Source organism: Kitasatospora sp. NPDC059812, assembly GCF_042732075.1.
Classification (GTDB): Bacteria; Actinomycetota; Actinomycetes; order Streptomycetales; family Streptomycetaceae; genus Kitasatospora.
Map to the genome: position 1 here is coordinate 26,718 of NZ_JBHWIO010000008.1, position 25,152 is coordinate 51,869.

At 72.1% G+C, this 25,152-nt stretch carries 21 protein-coding genes; 5 read left to right on the forward strand and 16 right to left on the reverse strand.

What is annotated here, in order from left to right; genetic code table 11:
* Window positions 1-90 precede the first annotated feature (90 nt).
* The 12 genes from ACFV6D_RS06375 to hrcA all read right to left on the reverse strand — a co-directional run bounded on the left by ACFV6D_RS06375 (window position 91) and on the right by hrcA (window position 12,287).
* Complete coding sequence (locus tag ACFV6D_RS06375) at window positions 91-444, reverse strand: hypothetical protein (protein WP_063351091.1); 354 nt, start codon at window positions 442-444, stop codon at window positions 91-93.
* A gap of 31 nt (window positions 445-475) precedes the next feature.
* Window positions 476-1,021, reverse strand: a complete 546-nt coding sequence (locus ACFV6D_RS06380) for a DUF4383 domain-containing protein (protein ID WP_063347515.1) — start codon at window positions 1,019-1,021, stop codon at window positions 476-478.
* A gap of 22 nt (window positions 1,022-1,043) precedes the next feature.
* Window positions 1,044-1,280 carry a hypothetical protein gene (locus tag ACFV6D_RS06385; RefSeq protein ID WP_063351092.1) on the reverse strand — a complete coding sequence of 79 codons (237 nt, stop codon included), beginning with the start codon at window positions 1,278-1,280 and terminating at the stop codon, window positions 1,044-1,046.
* Window positions 1,281-1,313: 33 nt separating this feature from the next.
* Window positions 1,314-2,639 (reverse strand): hemolysin family protein, encoded by a 1,326-nt coding sequence (locus tag ACFV6D_RS06390; RefSeq protein WP_063347516.1) that lies wholly within the window; start codon window positions 2,637-2,639, stop codon window positions 1,314-1,316.
* A gap of 19 nt (window positions 2,640-2,658) precedes the next feature.
* Complete coding sequence (gene ybeY, locus ACFV6D_RS06395; RefSeq protein WP_063347517.1) at window positions 2,659-3,153, reverse strand: rRNA maturation RNase YbeY; 495 nt, start codon at window positions 3,151-3,153, stop codon at window positions 2,659-2,661.
* Between the two features lie 14 nt (window positions 3,154-3,167).
* Window positions 3,168-4,286: a PhoH family protein gene (locus ACFV6D_RS06400; protein ID WP_380425444.1), complete on the reverse strand. Its 1,119-nt coding sequence runs from the start codon at window positions 4,284-4,286 to the stop codon at window positions 3,168-3,170.
* 176 nt (window positions 4,287-4,462) lie between these two features.
* The gene (locus ACFV6D_RS06405) at window positions 4,463-5,386 is read right to left on the reverse strand and encodes a ribonuclease Z (RefSeq protein WP_063347519.1); all 924 of its coding nucleotides are present in this window, start codon (window positions 5,384-5,386) and stop codon (window positions 4,463-4,465) included.
* A 5-nt stretch (window positions 5,387-5,391) separates the two neighbouring features.
* A complete protein-coding gene (locus ACFV6D_RS06410; protein WP_063347520.1) occupies window positions 5,392-5,745 on the reverse strand; it encodes a histidine triad nucleotide-binding protein in 354 nt (117 codons plus the stop codon).
* A 120-nt stretch (window positions 5,746-5,865) separates the two neighbouring features.
* A complete protein-coding gene (locus tag ACFV6D_RS06415; protein ID WP_380558718.1) occupies window positions 5,866-9,102 on the reverse strand; it encodes a PDZ domain-containing protein in 3,237 nt (1,078 codons plus the stop codon).
* 72 nt (window positions 9,103-9,174) lie between these two features.
* On the reverse strand, window positions 9,175-9,924 hold the full coding sequence (locus ACFV6D_RS06420) for a 16S rRNA (uracil(1498)-N(3))-methyltransferase (protein ID WP_063347521.1): 750 nt from the start codon (window positions 9,922-9,924) through the stop codon (window positions 9,175-9,177).
* A gap of 112 nt (window positions 9,925-10,036) precedes the next feature.
* A complete protein-coding gene (dnaJ, locus tag ACFV6D_RS06425) occupies window positions 10,037-11,176 on the reverse strand; it encodes a molecular chaperone DnaJ (protein ID WP_063347522.1) in 1,140 nt (379 codons plus the stop codon).
* 76 nt (window positions 11,177-11,252) lie between these two features.
* Complete coding sequence (gene hrcA, locus ACFV6D_RS06430; RefSeq protein ID WP_063347523.1) at window positions 11,253-12,287, reverse strand: heat-inducible transcriptional repressor HrcA; 1,035 nt, start codon at window positions 12,285-12,287, stop codon at window positions 11,253-11,255.
* Between the two features lie 263 nt (window positions 12,288-12,550).
* Between hrcA and htpX the strand changes: the two genes are divergently transcribed.
* The 3 genes from htpX (at window position 12,551) to ACFV6D_RS06445 (ending at window position 14,979) form a co-directional block, all read left to right on the forward strand.
* On the forward strand, window positions 12,551-13,471 hold the full coding sequence (htpX, locus tag ACFV6D_RS06435; protein ID WP_063347524.1) for a zinc metalloprotease HtpX: 921 nt from the start codon (window positions 12,551-12,553) through the stop codon (window positions 13,469-13,471).
* A gap of 71 nt (window positions 13,472-13,542) precedes the next feature.
* The gene (locus ACFV6D_RS06440) at window positions 13,543-14,127 is read left to right on the forward strand and encodes a hypothetical protein (RefSeq protein ID WP_363369929.1); all 585 of its coding nucleotides are present in this window, start codon (window positions 13,543-13,545) and stop codon (window positions 14,125-14,127) included.
* A gap of 24 nt (window positions 14,128-14,151) precedes the next feature.
* Window positions 14,152-14,979 (forward strand): DUF3097 domain-containing protein, encoded by an 828-nt coding sequence (locus tag ACFV6D_RS06445; RefSeq protein WP_063347526.1) that lies wholly within the window; start codon window positions 14,152-14,154, stop codon window positions 14,977-14,979.
* A 6-nt stretch (window positions 14,980-14,985) separates the two neighbouring features.
* On the opposite strand, the gene ACFV6D_RS06450 is transcribed toward ACFV6D_RS06445, so the two are convergent.
* The 3 genes from ACFV6D_RS06450 to ACFV6D_RS06460 are packed head-to-tail and all read right to left on the reverse strand — an operon-like array spanning window position 14,986 to window position 18,867.
* Complete coding sequence (locus ACFV6D_RS06450) at window positions 14,986-15,543, reverse strand: Uma2 family endonuclease (RefSeq protein ID WP_380425432.1); 558 nt, start codon at window positions 15,541-15,543, stop codon at window positions 14,986-14,988.
* Window positions 15,544-15,584: 41 nt separating this feature from the next.
* Window positions 15,585-16,814, reverse strand: coding sequence for a radical SAM family heme chaperone HemW (gene hemW / locus ACFV6D_RS06455; RefSeq protein WP_380558721.1), 1,230 nt, complete (start codon window positions 16,812-16,814; stop codon window positions 15,585-15,587).
* A gap of 58 nt (window positions 16,815-16,872) precedes the next feature.
* Entirely contained in the window at window positions 16,873-18,867 is a 1,995-nt protein-coding gene (locus tag ACFV6D_RS06460; RefSeq protein WP_380558724.1) for an AMP-dependent synthetase/ligase, read from the reverse strand.
* A gap of 359 nt (window positions 18,868-19,226) precedes the next feature.
* On the opposite strand from ACFV6D_RS06460, the gene ACFV6D_RS06465 reads away from it, so the two are divergent.
* Both ACFV6D_RS06465 and ACFV6D_RS06470 read left to right on the forward strand, forming a co-directional pair.
* A complete protein-coding gene (locus ACFV6D_RS06465) occupies window positions 19,227-20,960 on the forward strand; it encodes an ABC transporter ATP-binding protein (protein ID WP_063347530.1) in 1,734 nt (577 codons plus the stop codon).
* Between the two features lie 209 nt (window positions 20,961-21,169).
* Window positions 21,170-23,068 (forward strand): ABC transporter ATP-binding protein, encoded by a 1,899-nt coding sequence (locus ACFV6D_RS06470; RefSeq protein WP_380558794.1) that lies wholly within the window; start codon window positions 21,170-21,172, stop codon window positions 23,066-23,068.
* 189 nt (window positions 23,069-23,257) lie between these two features.
* Here ACFV6D_RS06470 and lepA read toward each other — a convergent pair whose 3' ends face one another.
* The gene (lepA, locus tag ACFV6D_RS06475; RefSeq protein WP_079135577.1) at window positions 23,258-25,126 is read right to left on the reverse strand and encodes a translation elongation factor 4; all 1,869 of its coding nucleotides are present in this window, start codon (window positions 25,124-25,126) and stop codon (window positions 23,258-23,260) included.
* Window positions 25,127-25,152 lie beyond the last annotated feature (26 nt).

The window sequence follows — 25,152 nt, forward strand, 5'->3', positions numbered from 1 at the left end:
CCGCCGCCATCGCCCGGCATCGCCCGCCGCGGCAGGCCGCAGCGGGCCCTGAGCAGGCCCCGGCGGGCCTCAAGCAGCCCTCGGCAGCCCTCAGCGGGCCTCGGCCGCCACCCGCAGCGTCCCGTCCACACCGGCCAGCAACACGGGCGTCCCGGCCCCGCCGAGGTCCCGGACGGCCGCCAGGTCGGCCTCGGCCGGCTGCTCCGCCTCGCTCACCACGGCCGCCGCCTCCAGCGACTTCGCACCGCTGGCCACCGCCATCGCCACCGCCGTCTGCAGCGCGCTCAGCCGCAGCGACTCCAGCGCGACCGTCCCGGCCACGTACGTCCGGCCGGTCTCGTCACGCACCGCGGCCCCCTCGGCGACGCCGTTGCGGGCGCGGGCCGAGCGGGCCAGGGTGATGATCTTCTTGTCTTCGGGGTCGAGCTCGACGATGTCACTCATGCCGCCGAGCATAGGCGGCCCCCGCGGCCGCTCAGTGGCCGACCGGGTGGGTCGGACCGGGGTTCGGGTTGAGGACCTTGACGAAGGTCTTCGGCCCGGACGGCCGCGCCGTCTCGTGCTCCGTGCGCTCGCGCCAGAACGGGTTGTCGTGCGGCAGGTGACTGCTCACCCGGCCGTACATCCCGAAGGTCGTCAGGATCACCCCGAAGATGAAGGCGAACAGCACGTTCGACATCCGGAAGTTCAGGATGTTGGCGTCCGGCCGCCCGAGCACCGCCAGGCCGTAGAAGCCGGACAGGACGAACAGCACGCCGACCACCATGTTCAGGTTGGACGCGAAGTTGCCGCCGACCACCGCCCCCGCCACCAGGATCGCGCCCGCCACGATGGACAGGATGCTCAGCGCCCCGTTGGTCGACAGCCCGGTGATCCGGTCACCGTGGGTGGCGAGGAAGCCCGGGTGATCGGCCAGCCCCAGGCACCCGAACACGATCAGGAAGATCCCCCCGAGCCCCGCCCCGATCCGCCACACCGTGGCGAGCCGGCTGTTCACGGGCAGTTCGTCTTGCAGCTTCATGGCGACCTCCACCAGACACGCCCTAGCTGTAGGGATGGCTCCCCTGCATGTGCGGCACCTCGTGCATGTAGAGCGAACCGCACTGCTGGCAGCAGCGCAGCCCGGTGCCCCACTCCTGCTCGGGCCGCGTCTCGGCGTCGTCGGCCAGGCTGCGGCCGCAGAGCGCCGTCGCGGGGTCGCCGTCGCGCACCACGTGCCAGACCTTGACCCCGCCGGTCGCACCCTGCGGGCCGTACTCCGCGCGAAGTTGATGCGTCATGCTGTCCATGGTCGCTCCGCCGGGGCGCGACCGCTACTCGCCGGGCTCCGCCCCGGCCTCCGCGGCCTTGCGGACCGGGGTCGCGACCATCGAGCCGATCCGGTTGCGGCGCCCGGCCGAGGACTCGGCGGTCAGCAGGATGCCGGTCAGCCCGGTGCCGGCGGGCTCGGGCAGCGGGATCTCGCAGGCCGAGCCGGGGATCGGCACCCGGCCGAGGTGCTTGGCCAGCAGGCCGCCGACGGTCTCGACGTCCTCGTCCTCCAGCTCGATGCCGAACAGCTCGCCCAGGTCCTCCACCAGCAGCCGGGCGGTGATCCGGTACGAGCCGTCGCCGAGGTCCTCCACCGGCGCGATCTCCCGGTCGTACTCGTCGGTGATCTCGCCGACGATCTCCTCCAGGACGTCCTCGATGGTGACCAGGCCGGCCGTGCCGCCGTACTCGTCGATCACGATCGCCACGTGCGAGCGGCGCTGCTGCATCTCGCGCAGCAGGTCGCCGGCCGGCTTGGAGTCCGGTACGAAGACGGCCGGGCGCATCACCGCGCCGACCTCCTCGGACTCCGCCTCCCGGTTGATGTGGGTGCGCCGGACCAGGTCCTTCAGGTAGACGATGCCGACCACGTCGTCCTCGCTGTCCCCGACCACGGGGATCCGCGAGAAGCCCGAGCGCAGCGCCAGGGTGAGCGCCTGCCGGACGGTCTTGTGCCGCTCGATCATCACCAGGTCGGTGCGCGGCACCATCACCTCGCGGACGATGGTGTCGCCCAGCTCGAAGACCGAGTGCACCATCCGGCGCTCCTCGTCCTCGATCAGGTCGTCCTTCTCGGCGAGGTCGACCAGCGCCCGCAGTTCGGCCTCGGAGGCGAACGGCCCCTCCCGGTAGCCCTTGCCCGGGGTCAGCGCGTTGCCGAGCAGGATCAGCAGCCGCGGGATCGGGCCGAGCACCGCGGCCAGCGGCAGCAGCACGAAGGAGGCGGCGGTCGCGGTGGTGAGCGGGTGCTGGCGCCCGATCGTGCGCGGCGAGACCCCCACCGCGACGAAGGACACCAGCACCATCACGCCGAACGCCAGCAGCACGGCCTGCCAGATCGGCTCCACGTTGCGCACGCACACCACGGTGACCAGGACGGCCGCCGCCATCTCGCTGGCCACCCGGATCAGGGTCGCCAGGTTGAGGTAGCGGATCGGGTCGGAGGCGACGGTCAGCAGCCGGGCCGAGCCGCGCCGCCCGGCCCGCACGGCCTCCTCCGCCCGGAACCGGGAGACCCGGGAGATGCCCGCCTCGGCGCACGCGGCCAGCCAGCCGAGGACGACGAGGAGCACGGCACCGAGGATGAAGCTCGTACTTTCACCACTCACAGGGGTTCGGGCTCCGCGCTCAGTGGGTGGTGGGGGCCGGGGAGAGACCACCGAGGCCCCGGCCCGCCCGCCAGTCGTCCAGGATGCGCTTCTGGAGGGCGAACATCTCCTCCTCCTCCTCGGGCTCCTCGTGGTCGTACCCGAGGACGTGCAGCACCCCGTGGACGGTGAGCAGTTGGAGCTCCTCGTCCATCGAGTGCTTGGAGGGGGCCGCCTTGCCCTGCTGCTCGGCGACCTCCGGGCAGAGCACGATGTCGCCGAGCAGGCCCTGCGGCAGCTCCTCGCCCTCCTTGCCGGGGCGCAGCTCGTCCATGGGGAAGGACATCACGTCGGTGGGGCCGGGGAGGTCCATCCACTGGATGTGCAGCTCCTCCATCGCCGCTCCGTCCACCAGGATCACGGACAGTTCGGACTGCGGGTGGATCCGCATCTTGTCCAGGGCGAAGCGGGCGACGTCGAGGATGGCTTCCTCATCGGCGTCCCAACCGGACTCGTTGGCGATGTCGATCGACATGACGGGCTGCGTACTCAGCTTTCGGTGCGATGGGACTGACGGGGTGCGCGGGAGCCGCGCCGCTGGGCCGGCTTGCGGGCGGGCGAGGGGTTCTCCTCGGCCTCCTGCTTGGCGTCCCAGCGTTCGTAGGCGTCCACGATCCGGCCGACCAGCTTGTGGCGGACCACGTCGGTGCTGGTGAGGACGGAGAAGTGGATGTCGGGCACGTCGGCCAGGATGTCCTGGACGACCTTGAGGCCGCTGCGGGTGCCGCCCGGGAGGTCGATCTGGCTGGTGTCGCCGGTGACGACCACCCGGGAGTTGAAACCGAGGCGGGTGAGGAACATCTTCATCTGCTCGGGCGAGGTGTTCTGGGCCTCGTCCAGGATGATGAAGGCGTCGTTGAGGGTGCGGCCGCGCATGTAGGCCAGCGGCGCGACCTCGATGGTGCCGGCCGCCATCAGGCGCGGGATGGAGTCCGGGTCCATCATGTCGTGCAGCGCGTCGTACAGCGGGCGCAGGTACGGGTCGATCTTCTCGTAGAGGGTGCCGGGCAGGAAGCCCAGCCGCTCCCCCGCCTCGACGGCCGGGCGGGTCAGGATGATCCGGTTGACCTCCTTGGCCTGGAGGGCCTGGACGGCCTTGGCCATCGCGAGGTAGGTCTTGCCGGTGCCGGCCGGGCCGAGGCCGAAGACGATCGTGTGCTTGTCGATCGCCTCGACGTAGCGCTGCTGGTTGAGGGTCTTGGGGCGGATCGTGCGGCCCCGGTTGGACAGGATGTTCGCGGTGAACACCTGGGACGGCGCCGGGCTGTCCGGGTCCTCCGCGGCACCGCGGAGCATGGCGATGGAGCGCTCCACGGAATCCTCCGTCAAGGGCTGGCCGGTGCGCAGCACCAGCATCATCTCGGTGAAGAGCCGCTGCACGAGGGCGACCTCGGCGCGCGCTCCGGTGGCGGTCACCTCGTTGCCGCGGACGTGGATGTCGGCGGCGGGAAAGCCCTGCTCGATCACGCGCAGCAGCGAGTCCGCCGTGCCGAGCAGGGTGACCATCGGGTGCTTCTCGGGGATGACGATCCGGGCGCTGACGCGACCGTCGTCGGCCGGTTCGGGGCGCGACTGTCCGTTCGTACGGGTCTGCGATGTGTCACTCATAGGTCGGCGCTGGGCCTGCCTCATCCCATCCGTGGTGTCGTGTGCCGATCGGTCTCTCCGGGGCACCAGGGTACGCCGCGCACGTGGTCGCCGCGGCGGGCGGCGGGGCCGCACCCGACGATGCTGCGGCAGATCGGGGAGCGGCGCGAGCGCTTTTCACGGGGTGCGGGCCGGGTTCACGGCTGGCGCCGGACGGGGACGGGCACCCGGGCGAGGTCGGCGGCGAGCACCAGCTCGCCGTCGAAGTGCTTGCGGGCGTCGGCCAGATGCTGGCCCAGGTCCGGGTAGCGCTGGGAGAAGTGGGTCAGCACCAGGGTGCGCACGCCGGCCTCGGCGGCGGCCTTGGCGGCCTGCCCGGCGGTGAGGTGGCCGTGCTCCTCGGCGAGCCGGGAGTCGGCGTCGGTGAAGGTCGACTCGGCGACCAACAGGTCGGCGCCCTCGGCGAGTTCGTACACGCCGTCGCAGAGCCGGGTGTCCATCACGAAGGCGAAGCGCTGGCCCGGCCGGGGCTCGCTGACCTCCTCCAGGGTGACCCGCCGGCCGTCCGCCTCGATCGCCCCCTCGTGCTGGAGGCGGCCGACCGCGGGGCCGAAGACGCCCAGCGCGGCGAGGCGTTCGGGCACCAGGCGGCGGCCGTCCGGCTCGGACAGCCGGTAGCCGAAGGACTCCACGGGGTGGGACAGCCGCACGGCGTCCAGCGCGAAGCGGGCGCCGGGCGCGGGCAGCGGGCCCGGCTCGTCGATCGGCCGGGGCCGCAGGACGGCCGTCTCGTGGTAGGCGGTGGCGTGCCGCAGCCGCTCGAAGTAGACCTCGCCGGAGGCCGGGAAGTAGACGTCCACCGGGTGGGGGACGCGGTCCAGGTTGATCCGCTGGATCACCCCGGCGAGGCCCAGGCAGTGGTCGCCGTGGAAGTGCGTGACGGCGATCCGGGTGATCTGGGTGGCCGAGACGCCGGCCAGCAGCATCTGCCGCTGGGTGCCCTCGCCGGGGTCGAACAGCAGGCCCTCGCCGTCCCAGCGGAGCAGGTAGCCGTTGTGGTTGCGGTGCCGGGTGGGCACCTGGCTGGCGGTGCCGAGGACGACGAGTTCGCGCTGTGACACGTAGGTCAGACCATGCTCTCGGTCATCGGCTTGCCGCCGAGCACGTGGACGTGGGCGTGGAAGACCGTCTGGCCGGCGCCGGCCCCGGTGTTGAAGATCAGCCGGTAGTCCTCGACGCCCTCGTCCCTGGCCACCGCGCCCGCCTCGGCGAGGAGTTCACCGGCGATCTCCGGCTCGGCGGCGGCCAGCGCGGCGGCGTTCGGGTAGTGGACGTGCGGGATGACCAGGACGTGCAGCGGCGCCTTGGGGGCGATGTCGCGGAAGGCGAGGACGCGCTCGGTCTTGCGCACCACGGTCGCCGGGATCTCGCCCGCAACGATCTTGCAGAACAGGCAGTCGGGCTGCGGCTCGCCGGCCATCGGCTTCTCCTCGGTTCGTGTCTGGTCTGGGGCCGTACGGGCGCAGCCTAGCGGGAAGTCGGCCGGGCCGACCTCCCGTTCGGCTGCTCTCCCGCCCGCCGAGGGCGACGGGGGCGTGCCCTACGCCCAGGGCATCGGCGGGGCCGTGCGGGGCGGGGCCGCGGCGAGCGCGGCGAGGGCGATCCGCACGCCCTCGGCCAGCTGCGGGTCCTCGCCGGCGGCCCACTGGTGCGGGGCCATCGGCACCTCGACGTCCGGGTCGACGCCGTGGTTCTCCACGCCCCAGCCGTAGTTCTCCAGCCAGTACGCGTACTTGGGCTGGGTGACGAGGGTGCCGTCGACCAGGTGGTAGCGGCTGTCGATGCCGATCACCCCGCCCCAGGTGCGGGTGCCGACCACCGGGCCGATGCCGAGCGTCTGGATGACGGCGTTGACGACGTCGCCGTCCGAGCCGGAGAACTCGTTGGCGAGCGCGACGACCGGCCCGCGCGGGGCGTCGAGGGGGTAGGGCACCGGGTGGTCGGTGTCCCGGATGGCGTTCCAGCCGACGATCCGGCGGGCGAGCTTCTCGATCACCAGCTGCGAGGTGTGGCCGCCGCGGTTCTCCCGGACGTCGACGATCACGCCGTCCCTGGCCAGCTCCACGGCCAGGTCGCGGTGGATCTGGGCCCAGCCGGCCGACTGCATGTCGGGGATGTGCAGGTAGCCGAGCCGGCCGCCGGACAGCTCGCGCACCGCGGCCCGCCGACCGGCCACCCAGTCGTGGTAGCGCAGCGGCTCCTCGTCGGCGATCGGGACGACCACCGGGTGGCGCTGGTCGGTGCCGTCCTTGCCGGCCACGGTCAGCTCGACCGGCTGCCCGGCGGTGCCGGCCAGCAGCGGGGCCGGGCCGGTGACCGGGTCCACCGGGCGGCCGTTGACGGCGAGGACCGCGTCGCCCGGGCGGATCGCGGCGCCGGGCGCGGCCAGCGGCGAGCGGGCCCGGGGGTCGGAGGACTCGCCGGGCAGGATGCGGGCGATCCGCCACCGGTCGCCGTCCCTGGCGAGGTCCGCGCCGAGCAGGCCCTGGCGCCGGGCGGGCTCGGTGTACCGGCCGTACGGGACGACGTAGGCGTGCGAGGTGCCGAGTTCGCCGTGCACCTCCCAGAGCAGGTCGACCAGGTCGTCGTGCGAGCCGAGGCGTTCCACGAGCGGCCGGTAGCGGTCCAGCACGCCGGCCCAGTCGACGCCGCCGAGGTCGGGGCGCCAGAAGTTGTCGCGCATCAGGCGGCCGTTCTCGGCGTACATCTGCCGCCACTCGGCGGCCGGGTCGACGGTGACCCGCAGCCTGGTCAGGTCGACGCCCACCTCGTCGTCCTCGCCGCCCGCCTTGTGCTCGGCCGGGACGATCCGCAGCTCGCCCCCGTCCAGCACGGCCACCCAGGTGCCGTCCCCGCTGACCGCGAAGCCGTCCACGCCGTGCACCAGTTGCTCGACGCGGCGCTTCTTCAGGTCGAAGCGCTCCAGCACCGGCCGGGGCCGCTCGTCCTCGGGCGAGGCCGCCTCGTCGCCGAGTTCGCCGAGCAGCGGGGCGCGGGTCCACAGCACGCCGTCCTTGGCGGCCCTGAGCGCGTCGAACCGGCCGCCCTCGACCGGGAACGGGACGATCCGGTCCGCGATGCCGTCCAGGTCGACCCTGGTCACCGGCGCGGCGTCGCCGGCGGCCTCCTCGCCGTCCGCCTTCCTGCCGCGCGACTCGTCCTCCTCCCCGCCGAGCGGGCGCCCGGCCCGCTGCGGCCCGAACGGGGACGGCGTGTCGGCGGCCAGCGTGATCAGGTACGGGCGGCAGCCGTTGGGGAACGACAGGTCGAAGACGTGCGAGTCGTAGACCGGGTCGAAGTTGCGCACCGACAGGAACGCCAGGTAGCGGCCGTCCGCGGTGAAGGCCGGCGAGGTGTCGATGAAGCGCTCCTGGGTGACCTCGCCGACCGTCCGGGTCGCCAGGTCGGCCAGCACGATCTGGCGCAGCGAGTACGGGCCCAGCCGGTGCACCGGCCGCGACCAGGCCAGCCAGGCCGAGTCCGGGCTGAAGGCCAGCCCGCCGACCTCGCCGTCGGCGCTGCGGTCCAGCTCGTGCACGGTGCCGTCGGCGAGCGCGACCAGCAGGACCCGGCCGTCGTGCACGCCGAGCGCGGCCTGCCTGCCGTCCGGGGACACCGCCAGGGAGTTGACCCGGCCGATCCGCCCGGCGGCCAGCCGGCGGCGCTCGGCGCCCTGGGCGTCGGGGGCGAACTCCAGGGCGTCCTCGCCCTCGGCGTCGGACACCCACAGCACGCCCTGGGCGCCGTCCTCGCCCGGCACCACCCGGGCCAGCCGCCCGCGCACCCCCGGGGTCTCGTCCAGCACCCGGGCCGGGCCCTCGCGGTGGGTCAGCCAGTGCACGTCGCCGCGCACCACCACGGCGCCGGCCCGGCCGGTGCGGTCGGGGGCGGCGGACTCCAGCCAGTGCGCGGCGTGCACCGGTCGGGGGCGGCGGCCGCTGCGCGGGCCGGCCAGCCGGATGTCGAGGCGGCGGGGCGCGGCTCCCGCCAGGTCGTCCAGCAGCCAGACGTCGCCGGCCCGGTGGAACACCGCCCGGGTGCCGTCGGTGCCGGCGTTGCGGGCGTAGAAGCCGTCCGGGTCGGTGGTGTGACGGCGCAGGTCGGAGCCGTCCGGAAGGCTGGAGTAGAGCTCGCCGACGCCCTCGTGGTCGGAGAGGAAGGCGATCCGCTCCCCCACCCACAGCGGCGAGTCGAGCTGGCCGTCCAACTCCTCGTGGACGCGGACGAATTCGTCCCGCCCGATCCACAACTTGCCCGCCCGGCCGCCCCGGTAGCGCTTCCACCAGGCCGGCTCGCGGTTGTTGACGGTGCCCAGCAGCACGCGGTCGCCGCCCGGCTCGAAGGCGAGCCCGCCGACCGGCCCGTACGGCAGCCGCACCGACTCGCCGCCGTCCAGCGGCACGGCGTGCGCCCAGCTGCGGCGCAGGGTCGCCTCACCGGCGGTGGTGAGGGCGATCGGGCGCCCGTCGGCCGTCCAGCCCCGCACCTCGGTCTGCTCGCTGCCCCAGTGGGTGAGCCGCCGGGACGGCCCGCCGTCCACCGGCACCACGTGCACCTCGGGCGCGCCGTCCCGGGTGGAGGTGAAGGCGATGTGCCGCCCGTCGGGGGCGAACCGGGGGTGCCGGACGGGCAGGTGATCGGCCGTCAGCCGCCAGGCCCGGCCACCGTCCAGCGGGGCCAGCCAGACGTCGTCCTCGGCGACGAAGGTGACCAGGTCACCGTGCAGATGGGGGTGGCGCAGGTAGGCGCCCGCAGAGGTGCTCAGGGGTTCCGTCACGCGGTCAGCGTAGGCACGCGCGCGCACGGCGCGGGCCGGTTCGGGCAGACTCCGACCGCACGGGCGGGCCGGCTACGACCAGCGGCCGGTGCGCCCCAGCAGCAGGGCGCCGGCGGCCACCCCGGCGGTGGAGGTGCGCAGCACCGAGGGGCCCAGCCGGTACGGCCCGGCGCCCGCCTCGGCGAACGCGGCCAGCTCCTCCGGGGAGACCCCGCCCTCCGGGCCGACCACCAGCACCACGTCCCCGGCCGCGGGCAGCGCGGCCAGCGCCAGCGGCTCGGCGCCCTCCTCGTGCAGCACGGCGGCGAACGCGGCCTGGGCCAGCAGCGGCGCCAGCTGCCGGGTGGTCGCCGGCTCGCGCACCTCGGGGAAGCGCAGCCGGCGGGACTGCTTGCCGGCCTCCCGGGCGGTGGCCCGCCACTTGGCCAGCGCCTTGGCGCCCCGCTCGCCCTTCCACTGCGTGATGCAGCGCGAGGCGGCCCACGGGACGATCACGTCCACGCCGACCTCGGTCATGGTCTCCACCGCGAGCTCGCCGCGGTCGCCCTTGGGCAGCGCCTGGACGACGACGATCCGCGGCGCCGGCTCGGGCTCCCGGCGGACGGCGGCCACCGTGACGTCGATCGCGTCCTTGCCGAGCACCGCGGCGACCGTCCCGTCCACCCCGAGGCCCAGCCCGTCGGCGAGGGTCACCGCCTCGCCCGCCGCCAGCCGCTTCACCGCGGCCGCGTGCCGCCCCTCCGGCCCGTCGAGGCGCACCACGGAGCCGGGCGCGGCGGCGGCGATCCGCTCGGTCTCGACGACGAAGACGGGGGCGGTCATGCGGGGAACCTCCGGGGGGTGGGGCGGATCGGGAACGCGAAAGGGGCGCCGGGCAGAACCCGGCACCCCCGCGCGGACGGCCAGGGCCCAGCGAGCGGCCCCGGCCTAGGGCCTAGCGGCCGTTGAACGCGTCCTTGAGGCGCGAGAACAGGCCCTGCTGGCCCGGCGCGAACTGGCCGGACGGCCGCTCCTCGCCGCGCAGCACCGCGAGCCGGCGCAGCAGCTCCTCCTGCTCGGGGTCGAGCTTGGTGGGCGTCTGCACCTCGACATGCACTATCAGGTCGCCTCGGCCGCCGCCGCGCAGGTGCGTGATGCCGCGGCCGTGCAGCGGGATCGACTGGCCGGACTGGGTGCCGGGCCTGATGTCGAGCTCCTCCAGCCCGTCCAGGGTCTGCAGCGGCACCTGGGTGCCGAGGGACGCGGCCGTCATCGGGATGGTGACGGTGCAGTGCAGATCGTCCCCGCGCCGCTGGAAGACGGTGTGGGTGGTCTCGGCGATCTCGACGTACAGGTCGCCGGCCGGGCCGCCGCCGGGGCCGACCTCGCCCTCGCCGGCCAGCTGGATCCGGGTGCCGTTGTCGACACCGGCCGGGATCTTGACCGTCAGGGTGCGCCGGGCGCGGACCCGGCCGTCGCCGGCGCACTCCGGGCACGGGGTCGGCACGACCGTGCCGAAGCCCTGGCACTGCGGGCAGGGCCGGGAGGTCATGACCTGGCCCAGGAACGACCGGGTGACCTGGGAGACCTCGCCCCTGCCGCGACACATGTCGCAGGTCTGCGCGGAGGTGCCGGGGGCCGCGCCCTCACCGCTGCACGTGGTGCAGGTGACGGCCGTGTCGACCTGGAGTTCCTTGGTGGTGCCGAAGGCGGCCTCCTCCAGGGTGATCTCCAGCCGGATCATGGCGTCCTGGCCGCGGCGGGTGCGCGAGCGCGGGCCGCGCTGGCCGGCCGCGGCGCCGAAGAAGGCGTCCATGATGTCGGAGAAGCCGAAGCCGGCCGCCCCCGCGCCGAAGCCGCCCGCGCCCCCGCCGCCCGGCGAGAGCGGGTCACCGCCGAGGTCGTAGACCTGGCGCTTCTGCGGGTCGGAGAGCACCTCGTAAGCGGCGTTGATCTCCTTGAACCGCTCCTGCGTCTTCGGGTCCGGGTTGACGTCCGGGTGCAGTTCGCGTGCCAGGCGTCGGAAGGCCTTCTTGATCTCGTCCTGCCCCGCATCCCGTCGGACGCCGAGTACCGCGTAGTAGTCCGTGGCCACCAAATGCTCCGCTTGTTCCGCCTGTAGTAGTGCTGCGACTGGACACCGCCGTCAGAGGTTCCGACGGCGGCCTGTGCTACGACTCGGCCAGGATCTGGCCCACGTACCGCGCCACCGCACGCACCGCCCCCATTGTGCCCGGATAGTCCATCCGGGTCGGACCGATCACACCCAGTTTGGCCACGCTCTCGTCGCCCGAACCGTAACCGACCGACACCACCGAGGTGGAATTCAGCCCCTCGTAGGCGATCTCCCGCCCGATCCGGACCGTCATCGCGGCGTCCGCCGTCTCACCCAGGAGACGGAGCAGGACGACCTGCTCCTCCAGGGCTTCCAGCACCGGCTGGATGGTCAGGGGGAAGTCGTGCCCGAAGCGGGTCAGGTTGGCCGTGCCGGCCAGCATGATCCGCTCCTCGTTCTGCTCGGCGAGCGCTTCGAACAGCGTCGCCAGGACCGTGCTGACGGTCGGGCGGTCCGGCGGCTCGAAACCTGCCGGGAGCTCCTCCAGGAACCCCGGCACGTCCGGCAGCCGCTGGCCGACGGCCCGCGCGTTGATCCGGGCCCGCAGGTCCGCCAGGACCGTCTCGCCGACCGGGCCCGGGCAGTCGACCATCCGCTGCTCGACCCGGCCGGTGTTGGTGATCAGGACCAGCATCACCTTGGTCGGTGCCAGCGCCACCAGCTCGATGTGCCGGACGGTGGACCGCGACAGCGAGGGGTACTGCACCACCGCGACCTGCCGGGTGAGCTGGGCGAGCAGCCGCACCGTCCGCATGACCACGTCGTCCAGGTCGACGGCGCCGTCCAGGAAGTGCCGGATCGCCCGGCGCTCGGGGGCGCTCATCGGCTTGACCTCGGCGAGCTTGTCGACGAACAGGCGGTACCCCTTGTCGGTGGGGATGCGCCCGGCGCTGGTGTGCGGCTGGTGGATGTAGCCCTCCTCCTCCAGCGCCGCCATGTCGTTGCGCACGGTCGCCGGGGAGACTCCGAGGTTGTGCCGCTCCACCAGGGCCTTGGAGCCGACCGGCTCCTCGGTGCCCACGTAGTCCTGGACGATCGCGCGGAGCACGGCGAGCTTGCGGTCGTCCAGCTGGCGAACCTCACCGGCCATGGGGCACACACCTCCGTCTTCGCACGTTGTCCGTTCGTGTCACGCATGCTGCTGCCCGCTCCGGGAGGATCCCGGCTCCGGCACCCGCTTTGGCACTCTGAACCTGCGAGTGCCAAAACCGTACCTGCCAGTGTAAGGCCCGGGCCCAACGGCAGGAACGGCCCGGCCGGAGTGATCCTGCCCGCAGTTCCCGGCGCGGGGGTGGTGCCGCAGGGCCGTCCGGGTGGCAGCATCGAAGACGACGGCGAATGGAGGAGCAAGCAATGTCGAGCTCGGGCCAGCACACCCGTTTCGCGCCCGACCGCGGCCTGACCGGCCGCATGGTCGTGACGATGTTCGTGATCGGGCTGCTGTACGTCGGTTTCACCGGTCTGCTGATCGTGCTGCTGCGCGGCGCCTGGCCACTGATCGTCCTGATCTCCGGCGGGCTGTTCGTGGCCCAGTTCTGGTTCAGCGACAAGATCACCGAACGGGCCATGGGCGCCCACCAGGTGACCCCTGAGCAGTACCCGCAACTGCACGGCACCATCGACCGGCTCTGCGCGCTGGCCGACATGCCCAAACCCCGGGTGGCGGTCGCCGACAACGACATGCCGAACGCCTTCGCCACCGGCCGCAACCCGCAGAACGCCGTGGTGTGCGTCACCACCGGCCTGCTGCGCCGGCTGGAGCCCGAGGAACTGGAGGGCGTCCTCGCCCACGAGCTGTCCCACGTCGCCCACCGGGACGTCGCGGTGATGACCATCGCCGGCTTCCTCGGCGTCCTCGCCGGGGCCATGACCCGGATCGCCATGTACGGCGGGTTCATGGGCGGCAACCGCAACAACAACGACCAGAACGCGGCCATCGTCGCCCTGATCATCCCGCTGGTGTCGATGGTCGTCTACGCCATCAGCTTCCTGCTCACCCGGCTCCTGTCCCGCTACCGGGAACTCGCCGCCGACCGCGCCGCCGCCCAGCTCACCGGCCGGCCCAGCGCCCTCGCCTCCGCGCTCACCAAGGTCACCGGCCAGATCGCCGCCATCCCCAGCAAGGACCTGCGCCAGGCACAGCCCTACAACGCCTTCTACTTCGCCCCCGCGCTGAGCGCCCGGGAGACCGCCTCGCAGCTGTTCTCCACCCACCCGACGCTGGAGAAGCGGCTCGCGGAGCTGGCGAAGATCTCCGAGCAGCTCGGCCGCTGAGGCCCCGGCCCCCTGCGGCCCTCCCGCCCCCCTCCTGGCTCCTCCCGACTCCCTCCCCCGAAAGGACCGCCGTGGGAATCCTGGACACCCTGTTCGGGCGCACCAAGCCCGTCAAGCCCGACCTCGACCAGCTGTTCGGCGTCCCGTCCGCCGCCCTCACCCTGGAGGCCGCGGCCGGGTTCACCCCCACCGGGCTCGGCTCGGTCTGCTTCGCCGCCGTCGAGGGCGCGGCCTTCGGCCAGGTCGAACAGCAGGTGCGGGCGCTGCTCGACGCCGACACCGAGCGCGGCGGCGTCCCGGTCGAGGCCTCCAAGGACGGCTACGGCTACTCCTGGCTGCTCGCCCGGCACACCCCCGAGGAACTGCCGGACCTGGTCAACGACCTGCACGCGGTCAACAGCGAGCTGGAGGCGAACGGCTTCGGGCCGCAGCTGCTCTGCTCGCTGGTCGGCTTCCGCAACCCGGACGGGCAGTCGCTGGCTCTGGTCTACCTCTACAAGCGCGGCACCTTCTACCCCTTCGCCCCGATGCCCGGCGGCGGGGAGCGGCGCAACAGCCCGCTGGAGCTCCAGGTCAACGCGACGCTCGGGAACGACCTGCGGCTGGAGAAGGACCTCAGCCGCTGGTTCCCGGTCTGGGGCGCGCCGGGCCTCTGACGGTCCGTCCGTATAGTCGCTTTCATGCACAGCCGCCAGTACGGACCCGACCTGACCCCGCCGTGGAAGAAGCAGCAGCCCGCCCCGGAGGTGACCGCCGAACGGGACCTGGTGGTGGAGGAGGCCGCCACCGGCTTCTGCGGCGCGGTGGTGCGCTGCGAGAAGACCGCCGAGGGCTTCACCGTCACCCTGGAGGACCGCTTCGGCAAGCTCCGGGTGTTCCCGCTGGTGCCGCGCGGCTTCCTGCTGGAGGGCCGGACGGTCACCCTGGTGCGCCCGGCCGGCCCCGCCCCCTCCCGCACGCCGGGCCGCACCGCCTCCGGCTCGGTCGCCGTCCCCGGCGCCCGGGCCCGGGTCGCCCGCGAGTCGCGGATCTACGTCGAGGGCCGGCACGACGCCGAACTGGTCGAGCGGGTCTGGGGCGACGACCTGCGGATCGAGGGCGTGGTCGTCGAGTACCTGGAGGGCGTGGACGACCTGCCCGCGATCGTCGCCGACTTCGCCCCCGGCCCGGGCCGGCGCCTCGGCGTCCTGGTCGACCACCTGCTCCCCGGCACCAAGGAGCACCGCATCGCCGCCCAGGTCACCGGCGACGCCGTCCTGGTCGTCGGCCACCCGTACATCGACATCTGGCAGGCCGTGAAGCCCGCCTCCGTCGGCATCCCCGGCTGGCCCGCCGTCCCGCGCGGCGAGGAGTGGAAGGAGGGCGTCTGCCGCCGCCTCGGCTGGCCGGTGAACACCCCCGCCGCCTGGAAGCGGATCCTCTCCACGGTGGACAGCTACAAGGACCTGGAGCCGGAACTGCTGGGCAAAGTCGAGGAGTTGATCGACTTCGTGACGATTCCGGAGTGAGGTCGGTCAGACGTACTGCTGAAAGTCCGTGGTGTCCAGATCGATATCGAGCAGGCCGATGGGGACGGGCTCCCCGAACTTACTGGTCCGCTCGGACATGTACCTCGGGAGCCCGGACCCGGGGTGCTTGCCCAACTCGGTCAGCAGCACGCAGACCCCCTTGATCGGGTCCACGATCAGGTACGCAGGAACGGTGCCCTCGGCGTAGAGCTCCCGCTTGGTCCGGTAATCACGATCGACGCTGGTCTTCGACACCACCTCGACCACCAGGGTGACGGCAGGCGACGGCAGCAGTCGTCCGTGCTCCTCGACCGCCCCGCGTTCGAAGACGACCAGGTCGGGCTGGGGTTCGCTCGCCTGGCCGGGGATCCTCAGGTCCTGGGTCGTGAGCGGACGCCACCGGCCGTACGGAAGCTGGTGCTGAATCGCCAGGACGATGAGGTTGTGGACCATGTCAGGCCCCGCCATCATCACGATTTCCCCCCTGATGAGCTCGGCCTTGACGCCTTCCGGCACCTCCAGGTTCTCGAAGATCCCGGTCATCCGATCATCGATGGCGGTCATCGCACGCTCCCTCCGACGGCTGACACCCACGCTAACGAATGTCAGTCCACCAGGTCACGTACGACCGCGTCGGCGAGCAGGCGGCCCTGGAGGGTGAGGACGGCGCGGCCCCCGGCGTACGGCTCGGCGGCGAGGAGGCCGTCGGCGAGGTGGCGGGCGGCGGCGTGGCGGCCGGTGTCGGTGAGGAGGGTGAGCGGGATGCCCTCGGCGAGGCGCAGTTCCAGCAGGATGCGCTCGACCCGGCGGTCCTCCTCGGCGAGCACCTCGCGGCCCAGGGCGGGGGTGCGGCCCTCGGCGAGGGCCTGGGCGTAGGCGGCGGGGTGCTTGGCGTTCCACCAGCGGACGCCGCCGACGTGGCTGTGCGCGCCCGGGCCGGCGCCCCACCAGTCGGCGCCGGTCCAGTACAGCTCGTTGTGGCGGCAGCGGCCCTCGCGGGTGGTGGCCCAGTTGGAGACCTCGTACCAGGTGTAGCCGGCGGCGCTGAGCGCCTGTTCGGCGATGAGGTAGCGGTCGGCGTGCACGTCGTCGTCGATCATCGGCAGTTCGCCGCGCTTGACCCGGGCGGCGAGCTTGGTGCCGTCCTCGACGATCAGGGAGTACGCGGAGACGTGGTCGGGCCCGGCGCCGATGGCGGCGTCCAGGGAGGCGCGCCAGTCGTCGTCGGACTCGCCGGGGGTGCCGTAGATGAGGTCCAGGTTGACGTGGTCGAAGCCGGCGGCGCGGGCCTCGGCGACGCAGGCCTCGGGGCGGCCGGGGGTGTGGTGGCGGTCGAGCAGCTTCAGGACGTGCGGGCGGGCGCTCTGCATGCCGAAGGAGACCCGGTTGTAGCCGCCCTCGCGCAGTTCGGCCAGGTAGGCCGGGTCGACGGACTCCGGGTTGGCCTCGGTGGTGACCTCGGCGCCGTCGGCGAGCCCGAACTCCTCGCGCAGCGCGGCGAGCATCTTCACCAGGTCGCGGGCGGGCAGCAGGGTGGGGGTGCCGCCGCCGAGGAAGACGGTCTGCACCGGCAGGTCGACCGGGCCGAGGACCTGGCGGGCCAGCCGGATCTCGGCGACCACGTTGTCCGCGTAGGTCTCCTGGGAGGCGACCGCCCCGGAGGAGCGCAGTTCGGTGGCGGTGTAGGTGTTGAAGTCGCAGTAGCCGCAGCGGCTGGCGCAATAGGGCACGTGCAGGTAGAAGCCGAACGGCCGCTGCCCGAGACCGGTGCGGGCGGATGCGGGCAGGGAACCGTCGGACGGCACCGGTTCGCCGTCGGGGAGTGCGGAGGGCATGACCCCATTGTCCCGTACGGCTCACCCGAACCGGTGAGCCGTACGGGGGCGGGGCCGATCAGGCCTCGTTGGCGCCCGCGTACATCGCGGTGACGGCGTCCGCGTAGGTCCGCTCGACCACCGGGCGCTTGATCTTCAGGCTCGGGGTGAGCTCGCCGTGCTCGATGTCGAGATCGCGCGGCAGCAGGTGGAACTTCTTGATCGTCTGCCAGCGCTGGAGGTCGGCGTTGAGCCGCTTGACGAAGCCCTCGATCAGCTGGTGCACCTGCGGGTCGGCGGTCACCTCGGCGTAGGACTTGCCCTTCAGCCCGTGCTCGGCGGCCCACGGCATGATGACCGCCTCGTCCAGGCCGATCAGCGCGGTGCAGAAGTTGCGGCCGTTGCCGATCACCAGGATGTTGCTGACGAACGGGCAGACCGCCTTGAACCTGCCCTCGACCTCGCTGGGCGCGACGTACTTGCCGCCGGAGGTCTTGAACAGGTCCTTCTTGCGGTCGGTTATCCGCAGGAAGCCGTCGGGGCCGAGCTCGCCGATGTCCTCGGTGTGGAACCAGCCGTCGGCCTCCAGCACCTCGGCGGTCTTCTCGGGCAGGTCGTGGTAGCCGCGCATGACGCCGGGGCCGCGCAGCAGGATCTCGCCGTCCTCGGCGATCCGGACCTCGGTGCCGGGCAGCGGGCGGCCCACGGTGCCGATCCGGATGTCCTCCTCACGGTTGACGCAGGAGCCGGCGCTGGTCTCGCTGAGGCCGTAGCCCTCCAGGATCGGCACGCCGGCGCCGAGGAAGAAGTAGCCGATCTCGGGCGCGAGCGCGGCGCTGCCGGAGACGGCGCCGCGCAGCCGGCCGCCGAAGGCCGCGCGGATCTTGGCGTAGACCAGCTTGTCGGCCAGGCCGTGCTGGAGCCTGAGGCCCAGCGGGGCGGTGCCGGCACCGGTGGCGATCCGGCTCTCCTGGACGGCGCGGGCGTGCTCGCGGGCGACCTTGGCGGCCCACCGGAAGATCTTGTACTTGGCGCCGCCCTCGGCCCGGGCCCGGCCGGCGATGCCGTTGTAGACCTTCTCGAAGATGCGCGGCGCCGAGGCCATCACGGTCGGCCGGATGACCGGCAGGTTGTGGATGATCCGGTCGACCCGGCCGTCCACGGCCATCACGTGGCCGGTGGCGATCTGGCCGGAGATCAGCGTCTTGCCGAACACGTGCGACAGCGGCAGCCACATGAACTGGACGTCGTCGGAGCGCAGCAGCCCGCTGGCCTCCTGGGCCCGGGCCTCGTACGCCCAGCAGTCGTGCACCAGGCGCACGCCCTTGGGGCGGCCGGTGGTGCCGGAGGTGTAGATGAGGGTGGCCAGCTGCTCCTTGTCGAGCGCGGCGACGGTCTTCTCGACCGCGTCCGGGTGCTGCTCCAGGTACTCGGCGCCGCGCTGCTCCAGCTCGGCGAGGGTGAGCACGGTGAGGGCGTTCAGACCCTCGGCCTCGGGGGTACTGGCCTCTGGGGCGCCCGCCTCGGCGGCGTCACTCCCGGCGGCGTCAGTCCCGGGGGCGTCGGCCTCGGCGGCGTCGAAGAGGATGACGGTCCGCAGCTCGGGCAGCTGTCCGAGCTGGTCGACGGCCTTGGCGAGTTGGGCGGAGTTCTCCGCGAACAGCGCCCTGGAACCGGAGTTGGAGAGGATGAACGCGGTCTCGTCGGCGTTGGTGCTGGGATAGACGGTCGTGGTGGCGGCACCCGCGCACATGTTCCCGAGGTCGGCGATGATCCATTCGAGCCGGGTGGAGGAGGCGAGCGCCACCCGGTCCTCCGGCTGGATGCCGAGCGCCATCAGCCCGGCGGCCACCGCCTTGACCCGGGCCGCGGTCTGCGCCCAGGTCAGCGAGCGCCACTGCTCGGCGCCGGGGGCGCTGTCCGCGGCGTGCTCGTCGACCGGGGCCGGGTAGCGGTAGGCCTCGGCATTCGGGGTGGCGGCGACCCGCTCCAGGAAGAGGTGGGCAACGGAGGCGGGACGCCCGGCGACCAAGTCGGCACTGCCGGAGTCGATCAGGGACTGCGCGGAACTCAACGAGGACCTCCGGGGGCGGGTGGCCGTCTGAGGGATGGTTTCGGCGCCCGTGGGGGGCGGTCGCCGGGCCCCCGGTCAACCCTGGCGATACCGGCGAGTAACAAGGGGGCAATCAGCAGCCTAGGGGGAAACCGGTCATTCCGTAAGAGGGCGGGGCCCGGCCGGCACACCACCGCACCACCGGTGCCCGACGACGACTCCGCCCCGCGCCCCGGTGAACCCCTGCAACCGGGCCCGCCGTACGGTTCGGCAAAGGACTGGGCAAACCTGCGATCCACAACTCGTGAATCTCCTGTACGAGTCCACCAAAGAACGAGAATCGGGATGCGAATCCACCCGTCGACGACAAGAGTGTGCCAGTGCTGATCAGACTTCTCAGGGCGTACCTGCGCCCGTACTCCCGACCGATCGCGCTGCTCGTGGGGCTCCAACTGGTGTCCACCCTGGCGGCGCTCTACCTGCCGACGCTCAACGCCGACATCATCGACGACGGCGTGGTCAAGGGCGACACCGGCTACATCCTGCAAGTGGGCGGGGTGATGATCGGCATCACCCTGGTCCAGGCGCTCTGCTCGATCGGCGCCGTCTACTACGGATCCCGCACCGCCATGGCCTTCGGCCGGGACGTCCGCGCCGCCGTCTTCGACCGGGTGCAGAGCTTCTCCGCCCGCGAGGTCGGCCAGTTCGGCGCCCCCTCGCTGATCACCCGCACCACCAACGACGTCCAACAGGTCCAGATGCTGGCCCTGATGAGCTTCACGCTCATGGTGGCCGCCCCGATCATGTGCGTCGGCGGCATCATCATGGCCCTCAACCAGGACGTGCCGCTGTCCGGCCTGCTGCTCGCGGTCATCCCGCTGCTCGGCGCCGTCGTCCTCCTCCTGGTCCGCTCGCTGCGCCCCAAGTTCCGCAGCATGCAGACCCGGATCGACACCGTGAACCGGGTCCTGCGCGAGCAGATCACCGGCATCCGGGTCATCCGCGCCTTCGTCAAGGACGACCACGAGCAGGCCCGCTTCGCCAAGGCCAACGGGGACCTCACCGACACCGCCCTCCAGGTCGGCCGGCTGATGTCGTTCATGTTCCCGGCCGTGATGCTGGTCGTGAACGTCTCCAGCGTCGCCGTGCTCTGGTTCGGCGCCCACCGGATCGACAACGGCGGCATGCAGATCGGCGCGCTCACCGCCTTCCTCTCCTACCTGATGCAGATCCTGATGAGCGTCATGATGGCCACCTTCATGTTCATGATGGTGCCGCGCGCCGAGGTCTGCGCCGAGCGCATCGAGGAGGTCCTCGGCACCTCCTCCAGCGTCGTCCCGCCCGCCGCGCCGATCACCGAGGTGCTGCGCCGCGGCAACCTGGAACTGCGCGACGTCGACTTCCGCTACCCCGGCGCCGAGGCCTCGGTGCTGCGCGGCATCGCCATCACCGCCCGCCCCGGCGAGACCACCGCCGTCATCGGCTCCACCGGCAGCGGCAAGTCCACCCTGCTCGGACTCGTGCCCCGGCTGTTCGACGCCACCTCCGGCCAGGTCCTGCTCGACGGCGTCGACGTGCGCGAACTCGCCCCCGAGACGATCGCCGAGAGCGTCGGCCTCGTCCCGCAGAAGCCCTACCTGTTCTCCGGCACCGTCGCCAGCAACCTCCGCTACGGCCGGCCCGACGCCACCGACGAGGAACTCTGGCACGCCCTGGAGATCGCCCAGGCCAAGGACTTCGTCGAGGAACTGGCCGAAGGCCTGGACGCCCCGATCGCCCAGGGCGGCGGCAACGTCTCCGGCGGCCAGCGCCAACGCCTGGCCATCGCCCGGGCCCTGGTCCGCCAGCCCGACGTCTACCTGTTCGACGACTCCTTCTCGGCGCTCGACTACGCCACCGACGCCAGGCTGCGCAAGGCCCTCGCCCGCGAGACCTCCGACGCCACCGTGCTGATCGTCGCCCAGCGCGTCTCCACCATCCGCGACGCCGACCGGATCATCGTCCTCGACGAAGGCGCGGTCGTCGGCACCGGCACCCACCACGAACTGATGGCCGACAACCCGACGTACCGGGAGATCGTGCTCTCCCAGCTCACCGAGCAGGAGGCGGCGTGACCACCCCCGGCAAGCCCGACGCGGACACCAGGACCGCGGACACCGCGACAGCGGACCCCGAGGCCGCGGACACCAGAACCGCGGACCCCGAGACCACGGACACCACACAGCCCGACCCGGACACCAAGGCCGCGGACCCCGCCGACGAACTGCCCAGCGACTCGCAGGCCGCCGCCGCCCGCCGCGGCCCCGCCGGACCGGGCCGCTTCATGGGCGGCCAGGGCACCGAGAAGTCCATGGACTTCAAGGGCTCCGGCAAGCGGCTGCTCTCCCTGCTGCGCCCCGAACGCAACCTGATCTCCGGCGTGCTGGCCCTCGGCGTGCTCAGCATCGGCTGCGCCGTCACCGGCCCCAAGGTCCTCGGCAACGCCACCGACCTGATCTTCGCCGGCGTCGTCGGCGCCCGCTTCGAACCCGGCACCTCCAAGGCGCAGATCGTCGAGGGGCTGCGCGCCCACGGCGAGAGCGGCGTCGCCGGCCTGCTCTCCTCGGTGGACTTCACCCCCGGCCAGGGCATGGACTTCGGCGCCATCGGCACCGTCCTGCTCTGGGTGCTGGTCATCTACCTCGCCTCCGCCCTGTTCGGCATCGTCCAGGGCCGGCTGGCCACCACGGCGATCCAGCGGGCCGGCTACCGGCTGCGCCAGGACGTCGAGGCCAAAATCGCCCGACTGCCGCTCAGCTACTTCGACAAGCAGCCGCGCGGCGAGGTGCTCAGCCGGGTCACCAACGACATCGACAACATCAGCCAGTCCATGCAGCAGACCATGGGACAGGTCGTCAACTCGCTGCTCACCGTGGTCGGCGTACTGGCCATGATGTTCTGGATCTCCCCGCTGCTGGCGACGATCGCCCTGGTCTCGGTGCCGCTGTCGGTGGCCGTCGCCGCCAAGGTCGGCAAGCGGGCGCAGCCCCAGTTCGTCCAGCAGTGGAAGTCCACCGGCCAACTCAACGCGCACATCGAGGAGATGTACACCGGCCACACCCTGGTCAAGGTGTTCGGCCGCCAGCGCGAGTCCGCCGAGACCTTCCGCGAGCACAACGAGGCGCTGTACACCTCCAGCTTCCGGGCGCAGTTCATCTCCGGGATCATCCAGCCCGCGATGATGCTGATCGGCAACCTGCAGTACGTGCTCGTCGCGGTCGTCGGCGGCCTGCGGGTGGCCAGCGGCGCGCTGTCCATCGGCGACGTGCAGGCGTTCATCCAGTACTCGCGGCAGTTCAGCCAGCCGCTCACCCAGGTCGCCAGCATGGCCAACCTGGTGCAGTCCGGGGTCGCCTCCGCCGAGCGCGTCTTCGAACTGCTGGACGCCCCCGAGCAGACCCCCGAACCGGCCGTGTCCGAGCGGCCCGACACCATCCACGGCCGGGTCGCCTTCCAGGACGTGTCCTTCCGCTACGACCCCGAGAAGCCGCTCATCGAGGACCTCTCGCTCAAGGTCGAACCCGGCCAGACCGTCGCCATCGTCGGCCCCACCGGCGCCGGCAAGACCACCCTGGTCAACCTCCTGATGCGGTTCTACGAGGTCAGCTCCGGACGCATCACCCTCGACGGGGTCGACGTCTCCGCGATGTCCCGCGAGGACCTGCGCTCCGGCATCGGCATGGTGCTCCAGGACACCTGGCTGTTCGGCGGCACCATCGCCGACAACATCGCCTACGGCGCCCAGGGAGCCACCCGCGAGCAGGTCGTCGAGGCCGCCAAGGCCGCCCACGTCGACCGCTTCGTGCGCACCCTGCCGGACGGCTACGACACCGTCATCGACGACGACGGCGCCGGGGTCAGCGCGGGCGAGAAGCAGCTGATCACCATCGCCCGGGCGTTCCTCGCCCAGCCGTCGATCCTCGTCCTGGACGAGGCGACCAGCTCCGTCGACACCCGCACCGAGGTGCTGATCCAGCGGGCCATGGCCCGGCTGCGCACCGGCCGCACCAGCTTCGTGATCGCGCACCGGCTCTCCACCATCCGGGACGCCGACGTGATCCTGGTGATGGAGAACGGCTCGATCGTCGAACAGGGCTCGCACGACGAGCTGATCGCCGCTCACGGCGCCTACGCGCGGCTGTACCAGGCGCAGTTCGCGGAGGCCGTGGCCGAGGTGGACTGACCGCCGCACACCGCCGGTGCCGAGCCGGGGCGGGCCCGAACCGCCCCGGCTCCTCGTCCGCGGCGCGCTGCGGCGGCGGAAGCTGCGGCGGCCCGCTCCGGCGGGGAAGCTGCGGCGGCCCGCTCCGGCGGAGAGAACGAGGAGGGGCCCGGGCGGTTGTCCGCCCGGGCCCCTCTCACGCGCCTGTGGTTACTTCTTTTCCTTCGGCGCCTCGGCGTCGGTGGACAGCGCGGCGATGAAGGCCTCCTGCGGGACCTCCACGCGGCCGACCATCTTCATCCGCTTCTTTCCTTCCTTCTGCTTCTCCAGCAGCTTGCGCTTGCGCGAGATGTCACCGCCGTAGCACTTGGCGAGGACGTCCTTGCGGATCGCGCGGACCGTCTCACGGGCGATCACCCGGGAGCCGATGGCCGCCTGGATCGGCACCTCGAACTGCTGGCGCGGGATCAGCTTCTGCAGCTTGCCTGCCATCATCACGCCGTAGCCGTAGGCCTTGTCCTTGTGCACGATCGCGGAGAAGGCGTCCACCGCGTCGCCGTGCAGCAGGATGTCGACCTTCACCAGCTGGGCGGACTGCTCGCCGATGGGCTCGTAGTCGAGCGAGGCGTAGCCGCGGGTCTTGGACTTCAGCTGGTCGAAGAAGTCGAAGACGATCTCGGCGAGCGGCAGGGTGTAGCGCAGCTCGACCCGGTCCTCGGACAGGTAGTCCATGCCCTGGAGGTTGCCGCGGCGGGACTGGCAGAGCTCCATGATCGCGCCGACGAACTCGTTGGGCGCCAGGATGGTGCCGCGCACGACCGGCTCGTACACCTCGGCAAGCTTGCCGGTCGGGAACTCGCTCGGGTTGGTGACGATGTGCTCGGTGCCGTCCTCCATGACCACCCGGTAGACCACGTTCGGGGCGGTGGAGATCAGGTCGAGGTTGAACTCGCGCTCCAGGCGCTCCCGGATGATCTCCAGGTGCAGCAGGCCGAGGAAGCCGCAGCGGTAGCCGAAGCCGAGCGCGACCGAGGTCTCCGGCTCGTACACCAGCGCGGCGTCGTTCAGCCGCAGCTTGTCCAGGGCGTCGCGCAGCAGCGGGTAGTCCGAGCCGTCCAGCGGGTACAGGCCGGAGAACACCATCGGGCGCGGCTCCTTGTAGCCGCCCAGCGCCTCGGTCGCACCCTTGTGCATCGAGGTGATGGTGTCACCCACCTTGGACTGCCGGACGTCCTTCACGCCGGTGATGATGTAGCCCACCTCGCCGACGCCCAGGCCGTCGGCGACCTTCGGCTCGGGCGAGATGACGCCGATCTCCAGCAGCTCGTGGGTGGCGCCGGTGGACATCATCGCGATCCGCTCGCGCTTGGTGAGCTGCCCGTCCACGACACGCACGTAGGTGACCACGCCGCGGTAGGAGTCGTACACCGAGTCGAAGATCATCGCGCGGGCCGGGGCGTCCTTGACGCCGACCGGGGCCGGGATGGTGTTGACGATGTGGTCCAGCAGGTCCTCGACGCCGAGGCCGGTCTTGGCGCTGACCTGCAGCACGTCCGAGGGGTCGCAGCCGATGATGTGCGCGATCTCCGCCGCGTACTTCTCCGGCTGGGCGGCCGGCAGGTCGATCTTGTTCAGCACCGGGACGATCGTGAGGTCGTTCTCCAGCGCCAGGTACAGGTTGGCGAGGGTCTGCGCCTCGATGCCCTGGGCCGCGTCGACCACCAGGATGGTGCCCTCGCAGGCCGCGAGGGAGCGGGACACCTCGTACGTGAAGTCCACGTGGCCGGGGGTGTCGATCATGTTGAGGATGTGCGTCGTCCCGGCATTCGGACCGGTCTTCGGCGCCCACGGGAGGCGGACCGCCTGCGACTTGATGGTGATGCCGCGCTCGCGCTCGATGTCCATGCGGTCGAGGTACTGGGCGCGCATCTGCCGCGGGTCGACGACGCCGGTGATCTGCAGCATCCGGTCTGCGAGCGTCGACTTGCCGTGGTCGATGTGGGCGATGATGCAGAAGTTGCGGATCAGCGCCGGGTCGGTACGGCTGGGCTCTGGCACATTGCTGGGGGTCGCGGGCACCTTGGTCCGATTCTCCGTTGGTCCGG

Bases quoted from the DNA above. Each gene is read 5' to 3' on its own strand.
- ACFV6D_RS06375 (WP_063351091.1), bottom strand. From the start codon at position 444: ATGAGTGACATCGTCGAGCTCGACCCCGAAGACAAGAAGATCATCACC.
- ACFV6D_RS06380 (WP_063347515.1), bottom strand. From the start codon at position 1,021: ATGAAGCTGCAAGACGAACTGCCCGTGAACAGCCGGCTCGCCACGGTG.
- ACFV6D_RS06385 (WP_063351092.1), bottom strand. From the start codon at position 1,280: ATGACGCATCAACTTCGCGCGGAGTACGGCCCGCAGGGTGCGACCGGC.
- ybeY (WP_063347517.1), bottom strand. From the start codon at position 3,153: ATGTCGATCGACATCGCCAACGAGTCCGGTTGGGACGCCGATGAGGAA.
- ACFV6D_RS06400 (WP_380425444.1), bottom strand. From the start codon at position 4,286: ATGAGTGACACATCGCAGACCCGTACGAACGGACAGTCGCGCCCCGAA.
- ACFV6D_RS06410 (WP_063347520.1), bottom strand. From the start codon at position 5,745: ATGGCCGGCGAGCCGCAGCCCGACTGCCTGTTCTGCAAGATCGTTGCG.
- ACFV6D_RS06420 (WP_063347521.1), bottom strand. From the start codon at position 9,924: ATGACCGCCCCCGTCTTCGTCGTCGAGACCGAGCGGATCGCCGCCGCC.
- hrcA (WP_063347523.1), bottom strand. From the start codon at position 12,287: ATGGCCGGTGAGGTTCGCCAGCTGGACGACCGCAAGCTCGCCGTGCTC.
- htpX (WP_063347524.1), top strand. From the start codon at position 12,551: ATGTCGAGCTCGGGCCAGCACACCCGTTTCGCGCCCGACCGCGGCCTG.
- ACFV6D_RS06445 (WP_063347526.1), top strand. From the start codon at position 14,152: ATGCACAGCCGCCAGTACGGACCCGACCTGACCCCGCCGTGGAAGAAG.
- ACFV6D_RS06450 (WP_380425432.1), bottom strand. From the start codon at position 15,543: ATGACCGCCATCGATGATCGGATGACCGGGATCTTCGAGAACCTGGAG.
- hemW (WP_380558721.1), bottom strand. From the start codon at position 16,814: ATGCCCTCCGCACTCCCCGACGGCGAACCGGTGCCGTCCGACGGTTCC.
- ACFV6D_RS06470 (WP_380558794.1), top strand. From the start codon at position 21,170: ATGGGCGGCCAGGGCACCGAGAAGTCCATGGACTTCAAGGGCTCCGGC.